We start from the raw sequence: 8,225 nt of genomic DNA, 5'->3' as shown, positions 1-8,225 counted from the left end.
GGAGGGGGGGGTGTTTTGCGTATCTCCGTGGCTTCTTTTTGTCCCTTGCTCCCCCCGTGGTGGGTGGGGCGGGTCTTGGGGGGGGACGGGCTGCTGTCGCCAAGGCCGTGCCCGTTGGAGTAGTTGGCGATCGGGGTCATGGCCTGGGTGGTGGCATCGGCGATCGCGGCGGTGATCCGCTGTTCGGGCTCCGCGGGCTGCGCGCCGACCCGGTTCTCCGGGGCGCCGCGGTCCAGCAGCACGTGGCCGTCCCCGGTCGTGACGCGCTGCACGAAGTACGGCTCGTGGTACATGCCGGAGGCGGCCAGCGTCGCGTAGGCCGAGGCCATGTCGAGCGGGCGCACCAGGTACTGCCCGAGCACGATGCCGTTGAGCGGCGCTTCGCCCGCCTCGGTGAGGGTTTCGACGTCGAGGCCGGGGATGCGCTCGGGGATGCCGGCCAGGTGCGCGGCCTCGGCGATCGAGCGCGGCCCGTCGGCCATGGTCATGGTGAGCCGGTAGAAGCTGGTGTTGAGCGAGCGCTTCAGCGCCTCGGTGAGCGGGCAGCGCCCGCAGGAGTCGCCGTCGACGTTGGTGATGGTGGTGCCGCGGTCCTGCACCGGCGAGCTGTCGATCGCCCGCGTCGTCGGAATGCCCTGGCGCTGCGCGGCGACGAGGGCGAACGGCTTGAACGATGACCCCGTCTGCAGCGGCGCCTGCGCGAAATCGAAACCGGTGCCGTCCTCACCGCCGTAATAGGCGCGCACCGCCCCGCTGCGCGGATCGACCGACACCACCGCCGCCCGCAGCTCCGGCGGCTGCCAGCGCAGCCGCTGGCGCACCGTGTCGACGGCCGCCGCCTGCGCCACGGGGTCGATGGTCGTGGTGATCTGCAGTGCGCCGGTGTTGATGTCGGCGTCGGTGAGCCCGGCCGCGCGCAGCTCGCGCATCACCTGGGTGCGGATGTGGCCCTCCGGGCCGAGCGCGACGGGCTCGGTCGGGATGTCGGCGAGCGGGATGATCTCCGGGAACACCGTCGCGTCCCGCTCGCCGGGGGCGAGCACGCCCATCTCGATCATGCCGTCGAGCACGTACCGCCAGCGAGCCTTCAGCTGTTCGAGGTGGTTCTCCGGATCCAGGACCGAGGGCGAGCGGATGACCGCGGCGAGCACGGCGCCCTCGGCCAGGGTCAGCTCCGGCACCGGCTTGTCGAAATACGCCTTGGCGCCCGCCGCGATGCCGTACGCGCCGCGGCCGTAGTAGATGGTGTTGAGGTAGGCGGCCAGGATCTCGTCCTTGCTCCACTGCCGCGCCATCTTGGCCGCGATGATCAGCTCGCGCATCTTGCGGGTGACGGTGCGTTCGGAGCTGAGGAAGGCGTTCTTCACATACTGCTGGGTGATCGTGGAGCCGCCGCCGGCGTTGTCGTGGCCGAGCATGTTGTCGCGGGCGGCCCGCAGGAACCCGCTCGTCGAATAGCCGGGGTTGGTGTAGAAGTTGCGGTCCTCGGCGGCCAGCACGGCGTCACGCACCGGCGGCGGTACGTCGGTGAGCGGGATCGGGATCCGATTGCCCTCTGGCGGGATGAATTTCGTCAGCACCGTGGTGCCGTCGGACGCCAGCACCGTCGCGGGCTGTTCGACGGCCACCTCGGCGGGCTCGGGAATCTCCGAGCTCCAGTAGATCGCGACGAACAGCAGCACCGGCACGCAGACGAAGATCACGAACAGCGCGAGCAGCAGCCGACGGATCTTCTGGCCCCTGGTGCGGGGCGGTCGCGGGTCCTCGCCGTCGGCCGCCAGGCGCGCGGCCTGGGCCCGCCGAGCGGCGCCCTTGCGCGGCTCGTCCCGGCCGAGCGGGTCCTTGAAGCCGGCGATCGAGGAGTACGGCGCGTCCGCATCGGACCGCCGACGCCTACCCTCGGAGGCCACGACCATCTCCTTCCGGACCGACGGAAGAACACCTGCACCGACGCGCGCATCGATGCAGGCGACTCTACCCGCGGTTGGTCACGGAATCCGGGAGGAGCGGCTGGGGGCGGCGAACGTGCCGCCCGTCAGCTCTTCACGCCACCGGCGGTCAGACCCGAGATGATCCGGCGCTGGAAGACCAGGACCATGATCACCAGCGGCACCGTGACGATCACACCGGCCGCCATGATCGCCGCGTACGGCTGCACCAGCGGATCGTTGCCGGAGAACTGGGCGATCGCGACCGTCACCGGCCTGGTCTGCTCGCCCGACAGCAGCCGGGCCAGCAGGTACTCGTTGATCGAGGCGATGAACGCCAGGATCGCGGTGGTGAACACCGCGGGCGCCGCCAGCGGCAGCATGATCAGCCGGAACGCCTGCGCCTTGGTGGCGCCGTCGATCCGCGCGGCCTCTTCCAGCTCCCAGGGCAGTTCGGCGAAGAACGAGGCCAGGATGTAGACCGTCATCGGCAGCACGAACGAGATGTTCGGGATGATCATCGCCTGGTACTCGCCGATCCAGCCGAGATCGGTGAACAGCTGGAACAGCGGCGTCACCAGCACGACCGCGGGGAACATCGAGGCCGACAGGATCAGCCCCGAGATCAGGTACTTGCCCGCGAAGGTCATCCTGGCCAGCGCGTACGCGGCGAGTACGCCGAGCGCCAGCGCGATCGCGGTCGTCACCGAGCCGATGATCACGCTGTTGAGCAGCGCCTGGCCGAAGTTGTTGCCGCGGCTGGTGTCGAAGGCGTTGCGGAAGTTGTCCAGCGTCACGTGGGTGGGCCACGGGGTGCTGTCGAAGGTGTAGGCCTGATCGCGGAACGCGACGACCGTCATCCAGTAGAACGGTCCCAGGCCCCACACCAGCACGATCAGCACACCCAGGTACATCCGCACGGTGCCGAGGCGCTTGCGCCACGAGATCGGCTGCACCGGAGCAGCTTCGCGGGTCGCTGGCGACTCTTTCGTCATCGAGATGCTCATCAGTTCGCCTTCCGCTGTTCTTCCTGCGTGCGAACGGCGTTGGCGCCCAGCACCTTCACCAGCACGAACGCGATCGCGAAGACGAGCAGGAAGGTGATCGTCGAGAGCGCGGCGGCGCTGTTGGGGCCCTGGCGCACCTGCTCGACCACCAGGATCGACAGCGTGTTCGTCGAGGGGTTGCCCAGCGTCATGATGGCGGGCAGGTCGTACATGCGCAGCGCGTCCATGGTGCGGAACAGCACCGCGACCAGCAGCGCGGGCTTGAGCAGCGGCAGCGTGATGTGCACGAACCGCTGCCAGGTGGACGCGCCGTCGACCTTGGCGGCCTCGTACACATCGTTCGGGATCACCTGCAGCCCGGCCAGGATCAGCAGCGCCATGAACGGCGTGGTCTTCCAGACATCGGCGGCGATCACGGCGAACCGCGAGGCCCACACGTCGGAAGTCCACAGGATGTGGGTGCCGAGCACCCGGTTCACCACACCGTCGTACTGGAACATGAACTCCCACAGCCGCGCGGTGACGGCGGTCGGGATGGCCCACGGGATCAGCACGGCGGCGCGCAGCAGGGCCCGGCCGCGGAAGGTCTTGCCCATCACGATGGCCATGCCGAGGCCGAGGACGGCCTCCAGCGACACGGTCACCACGGTGAAGAACAGAGTGACCCCGACCGCGGACCAGAACTGGGAACCGAGCGTGCCGGTGGGGCAGTCGATGACGCCGCCGAGCGAATTGCACTGCTGCAGCAGCCAGTGCGTGTAGTTGCTCAGCCCGGCGCTGCCGCCCTCGATGAACATCCCGGTGGCCGGGTCGATCCCCGAGTCCTTCTGGAAGGACATGACGACCGCCTCGACCACCGGATATCCGATGACCACGGCCAGCGCGACGAGCACGGGCGTGACGAAAAGCCACGCCTTGCCGGATCGTCGCAGTTCCAGCGCTAGCCCGCGCTGCTTGGCTCCCGAAGGATCCGACACCGTTTCTACTCTCCTACGGTCTGGTCGGGTCCGCTGCGCGCTCCGCTACGAACCGGCGGTCTCGATGCCCTTTTGCATGCCGGCGACAGCGTCGTCGACGGACTTCGTGCCGTTCAGGGCAGCATAGGCGTTGTCCTGGATGGCCTTCGACACCGCCGGATAGAACGGGGTCACCGGGCGCGGCACGGCGCTGGCGATGGACTCCTTCAGCGCGGGCAGGTACGGCATCTTCGCGATCAGGGCCGGGTCGTCGTAGAGCGAGGCGCGCACCGACGGCAGGGCGCCCGAGGCGATGATCTGCTGGGCCTCCTCGCTGATCAGGAAGCGCACGAAATCGGCCGCGGTGGCCTTGTTCTTGGAGAACGCGCTGATGGCGGCGTTGTAGCCACCCAGGGTCGAGGCGCCGACGCCGGTGTTGCCGGGCAGCGGGGCCACGCCGAACTTGTCCTTCACCGCGGAGGTGTCGGCGTTGGCCTGGGCGTAGAGGTAGGGCCAGTTGCGCAGGAACAGCAGCTTGCCGGACTCGAACGCGCTGGCGCTCTCGCCTTCCTTGAAGGTGATGGCTTCCTTGGGGATGTCACCGTTCTTGTAGGCGTCGACGAGGACCTTCAGGCCCGCCTTCGACTCCGGGCTGTTCACGGTGGGAGTCTTGCCGTCGGCGCCGACGAAGCTGCCGCCGAAGGCGTTGATGACCTCGGAGGTGTTCACGGTCAGGCCCTCGTAGGGGGCGAGCTGACCGGCGTAGCAGCCGATGTTGTTGTCGCGGGCCACCTGGCACTGGCCGATCATCTCCGACCAGGTGCGCGGCGGGTTGGGCACCAGATCCTTGCGGTAGTACAGCAGGCCGCCGTTGGTGTTGCGCGGGGCCGCGTACAGGGTGCCGTTGTAGGTGGCGCTGGCCACGGTGGGCGCCAGCAGCGGCGCCGTGTCGATGGCGAAGGTGTCCTTGAGCGGCTGGATCCAGCCCTTCGCGGCGAATTCCGCGGTCCACGGCACGTCCAGCGCGACGACGTCGTAGCCGTCCTGCTTGGCGCGGAAGTGCTCGGCGAGGTCGTCGTGCTGCTGGTTCGCGTCGGCCGACTGCTCCTTGAACGTCACCTGCTCGTTCGGGTGGGCGGCGTTCCAGCGGTCGATGAGCTGCTTGACCACACCGGTCTCGGTGGTGTCCTTGCCCTCGACGTAGGTGATCGGGCCGCGGCCCGACAGGTTCTGGTCGAGTGCGTTGCCTCCGTTGTCACTGGAGCAGGCACTGGCGAACGATGCGGTAAGCAACGCAATCGAGGCAGCAGCCATCGTCGCTCTCGGGACAAACTTCAAGGCCATCGCAGACACTCCAGGGTCGAGACGTGAGCAGCAGCACACCCGTGCGGTGCACGGGTCAACATACATGGTGGCCGGTCCGCGCGCCCGATCGTCCTGCCACATCTCCTACTTTCGGGTCAGTTCCGCGGCCGCCCGCTGTCGGTGCGGTGACCTACGCTCGGGTGCGTGACCAGTCCATCGCCCGACCGGATGCTCAGCCGCATCGGCGGTTTGCTGCGCAAGGCCGAGGCCACCGACAACGAGCACGAGGCCGAGGCGTTCCTCGCCGCGGCGCAGCGCCTGGCCACGAAGTCCTCGATCGATCTGGCGGTCGCGCGTTCCCATGTCGCCGACCGCGAGCGCAGGTCGGTGCCGGTACAGCGGATCATCCCGATCGGTGAACCGGGACGAAAAGGACTGCGCACCTACGTTCAGCTGTTCGTCGCGATCGCCTCGGCCAACGATGTGCGCTGCGATGTCGCCCGCAGTTCCGCCCAGGTCTACGCCTACGGCTTCGCCGCCGATATCGACACCTGCGAGGCGCTCTACGCGAGCCTGCTGATCCAGATGGTCCGCGCCTCCGACCACTACATCAAGTCCGGCGCCTACCGCGAGGCCACCGTGGTCAAGATCGTCGCCGAGAAGCGCTTCGGGCGCACGGTGCGCCGCAAGGTGGAGGCTCCCGTCGCCGGCGTCACCGCCCGCTTGAACTTCCAGATGGCCTTCGCCGCCCGCGTCGGCGCCCGCCTGGCCGAGGTGAAGGCGGAGGTCGTCGCCGAGGAGACACCGGCCGAGTCCACCGGCACCGCACTGGCCCTGCGCGACAAGGAAGTGGCCCTCACCGATTTTTACACCGCCACCTCCGAGGCGCGCGGCACCTGGCGCGGTCCCCAGACCTCCACCGGCCATTCCGCCGCCGCCCGCCGCGCGGGCGATCGGGCCGGTCGCGCGGCCCGGCTCGGTACCTCGCCCGAATTGCCCGCCGCCCGAGCGAAACTCACGGGCCGGTGACCAGGTCCGCCGCGCTGCGCGTCGCCGGGGCGGGCCGGTGAGGGCCGACGCCTGCGCGAGGCCACCCGCGACGTGCCTGCGAACGCCACGGCGTGGCCCTGCCGCCGGATGGATCATCGCCGCTGCGGGAGGTGCCGCCGCCCGGCGGGCGCGGACAGGCCGAGCGGACCTGTACCGACGTGAGGTCGGCGCGCGGGGTGGAGGTGGCGGCCGCGGTGGCGAGTGATGCGGCGCGGCGCCGGGACGGGCAGCGGGCCAAGGTCTATGACGCCGAGCAGTTGGTGCGCGGGGTCTTCGACCGAGCGCAGGAGTTCGGGCATCGGACGGTCGAGGTGTACGGGTCGCAGCTCACGCTTCCGGTCGAGCGGCGGTTCGCCTCGGTGGAGTCGGTGCAGTCCTATGTCGACAAGGTGCTCGCGCTCAATTGGGTGCGCGCGCAGTGGGAACGGGCGGCGCTGCCGGTGCGGGTCCGCGCGCGGGCCGGCGGGTCGGCGGCCCACTACGAACCGGCCGCGGGCGTGCTGGCGGTTCCGTTGCACACGGGGGCGGCGGCGTGGGCGTTGCGTGAGCTGGTTGTCCTGCACGAGCTGACCCATCACCTGGGCGGGGACGACGAGGCGCCGCACGGGCCCGAATTCTGCACTCGCTACATCGAATTGGTGGACGGCGTCATCGGACCCGAAGCGGCACTGCTCATTCGGTCGACTTTCGCCGGATGCGGAGTCCGGCTCGGCTGATTCCCGAACCGCCGTTGCCGGATTCATCGCGCCGCCGCACTCCGCGTGCGCGGTGACGGCCGACGCGGGCCCGGCGGGTTCATCACCGTGGAGTCGAGGCGAGACGTCGTCCGGACGCGCCGCATCCCGCCGGTACGCGACCGGCGGGATGCGGGAAGTGTGATCAGTCCTCGGCGACCTGCACGTCGACGGCGATGTTGCCGCGAGTGGCGTTGGAGTACGGGCACACCTGGTGCGCCTGGTCGGCCAGGGCCTGGGCGTCCTCGCGGGACAGATGCGGCAGGGTCACCTCGAGGGTGACGGCCAGTTCGAAACCGCCGTTGTCGTTCGGGCCGATCGAAACCCGCGCGCCCACAGCGGAATCGGCGATGTTCGCACCGGCCTTCTTGCCGACCAGGCGCAGTGCCGAGTGGAAGCAGGCCGCGTAGCCGGCCGCGAACAGCTGCTCGGGGTTGGTGCCGGCGCCGTCGCCGCCCATCTCCTTCGGCGGGGCGAGCACGACCTCGAGCTTGCCGTCGGTGGTGCGCGCGGTGCCGGTGCGGCCTTCGCCGCTGGCCAGGGCTTCGGCGGTGTAGAGGACCTGCATGGGAGCTCTCATTTCTCTGTGAGGGTGTCGGTGAGTTTGCGCAGCATCGTGCGCAGCGCTGTGAATTCCTCGGTGGACATGCCGACGATCTCGGCCATCTCGCCGGGGATCGTGCAGGCCTGCGCCCGGATCGCCCGACCACGTTCGGTGAGGACGATGTCGACGCGACGTTCGTCGTCGGCCGCTCGCCGACGCTCGATGTACCCGGTCGCCGCCAGTCGCTTGAGCAGCGGTGACAGTGTCCCGGAATCCAGCTCGAGCGCCTTGCCGAGCTCGCTGACGCTGCGTTCGTCGCGTTCCCACAGCGCCAGCATCACCAGGTATTGCGGATAGGTGAGCCCGAGCCGTTCCAGCTTCGGGCGATAGACCGCCGTCATCGCCCGCGAAGCCGAGTAGATCGAGAAGCACAGCTGCTCGTCGAGGGTGAGTCCGTCGGTCATGCCATGAACTGTAGCGCACAATTCAGTTGTGCACAACCTAATCGGTCGGGGGGGGCCGCGCCGGCCGGGGGGGGGGGGGGGCGCCCCCCCGCCCCCCGCATGAGGAGTGTGGGGAGAGGAAATGTGGTGGAGCGGCACCGTGATCCGCGCGCACCGGCTGTTCGGTGAGCGACGCGTCGACCTCGCCGACGCGACCGGTGTGCAACTGCTGGTGTTCCCCGGCAGGCTGAGCCGGAT

The 8,225-nt window shown here is 69.4% G+C and carries 8 protein-coding genes; 2 read left to right on the top strand and 6 right to left on the bottom strand.

Annotation, left to right across the window (positions count from 1 at the left end; genetic code table 11):
- The 4 genes from QH270_RS19835 to QH270_RS19820 form a co-directional block, all read right to left on the bottom strand.
- Positions 1 to 1,916: transglycosylase domain-containing protein (locus tag QH270_RS19835; RefSeq protein WP_280344583.1), on the bottom strand; the 1,916-nt coding region annotated here is incomplete at its 3' end.
- A 119-nt stretch (positions 1,917 to 2,035) separates the two neighbouring features.
- Entirely contained in the window at positions 2,036 to 2,842 is an 807-nt protein-coding gene (locus tag QH270_RS19830) for a carbohydrate ABC transporter permease (protein ID WP_280344587.1), read from the bottom strand.
- A 92-nt stretch (positions 2,843 to 2,934) separates the two neighbouring features.
- A complete protein-coding gene (locus tag QH270_RS19825) occupies positions 2,935 to 3,912 on the bottom strand; it encodes a carbohydrate ABC transporter permease (protein WP_280344581.1) in 978 nt (325 codons plus the stop codon).
- A gap of 45 nt (positions 3,913 to 3,957) precedes the next feature.
- Complete coding sequence (locus tag QH270_RS19820) at positions 3,958 to 5,235, bottom strand: ABC transporter substrate-binding protein (protein WP_432420384.1); 1,278 nt, start codon at positions 5,233 to 5,235, stop codon at positions 3,958 to 3,960.
- Between the two features lie 189 nt (positions 5,236 to 5,424).
- Between QH270_RS19820 and QH270_RS19815 the strand changes: the two genes are divergently transcribed.
- Positions 5,425 to 6,225, top strand: a complete 801-nt coding sequence (locus QH270_RS19815) for a DUF2786 domain-containing protein (protein WP_280344585.1) — start codon at positions 5,425 to 5,427, stop codon at positions 6,223 to 6,225.
- Between the two features lie 215 nt (positions 6,226 to 6,440).
- A complete protein-coding gene (locus tag QH270_RS19810; RefSeq protein WP_280344576.1) occupies positions 6,441 to 6,962 on the top strand; it encodes a TIGR04338 family metallohydrolase in 522 nt (173 codons plus the stop codon).
- A 163-nt stretch (positions 6,963 to 7,125) separates the two neighbouring features.
- On the opposite strand, the gene QH270_RS19805 is transcribed toward QH270_RS19810, so the two are convergent.
- Together QH270_RS19805 and QH270_RS19800 are read right to left on the bottom strand one after the other, a co-directional pair.
- Positions 7,126 to 7,548, bottom strand: a complete 423-nt coding sequence (locus QH270_RS19805; RefSeq protein ID WP_110037806.1) for an organic hydroperoxide resistance protein — start codon at positions 7,546 to 7,548, stop codon at positions 7,126 to 7,128.
- Between the two features lie 8 nt (positions 7,549 to 7,556).
- Positions 7,557 to 7,988 carry a MarR family winged helix-turn-helix transcriptional regulator gene (locus tag QH270_RS19800; RefSeq protein ID WP_280344573.1) on the bottom strand — a complete coding sequence of 144 codons (432 nt, stop codon included), beginning with the start codon at positions 7,986 to 7,988 and terminating at the stop codon, positions 7,557 to 7,559.
- Positions 7,989 to 8,225 lie beyond the last annotated feature (237 nt).

This window comes from Nocardia neocaledoniensis (assembly GCF_029868625.1).
Lineage (GTDB): Bacteria > Actinomycetota > Actinomycetes > Mycobacteriales > Mycobacteriaceae > Nocardia > Nocardia neocaledoniensis_A.
This window is presented reverse-complemented; position numbering and strand designations above follow the sequence as displayed.

What these genes read in the sequence shown, in the direction of transcription:
- QH270_RS19815 (WP_280344585.1), top strand. Translation starts at nt 5,425, where the DNA reads ATGCTCAGCCGCATCGGCGGTTTGCTGCGCAAGGCCGAGGCCACCGAC.
- QH270_RS19820 (WP_432420384.1), bottom strand. Translation starts at nt 5,235, where the DNA reads ATGGCCTTGAAGTTTGTCCCGAGAGCGACGATGGCTGCTGCCTCGATT.
- QH270_RS19830 (WP_280344587.1), bottom strand. Translation starts at nt 2,842, where the DNA reads ATGTACCTGGGTGTGCTGATCGTGCTGGTGTGGGGCCTGGGACCGTTC.
- QH270_RS19805 (WP_110037806.1), bottom strand. Translation starts at nt 7,548, where the DNA reads ATGCAGGTCCTCTACACCGCCGAAGCCCTGGCCAGCGGCGAAGGCCGC.
- QH270_RS19800 (WP_280344573.1), bottom strand. Translation starts at nt 7,988, where the DNA reads ATGACCGACGGACTCACCCTCGACGAGCAGCTGTGCTTCTCGATCTAC.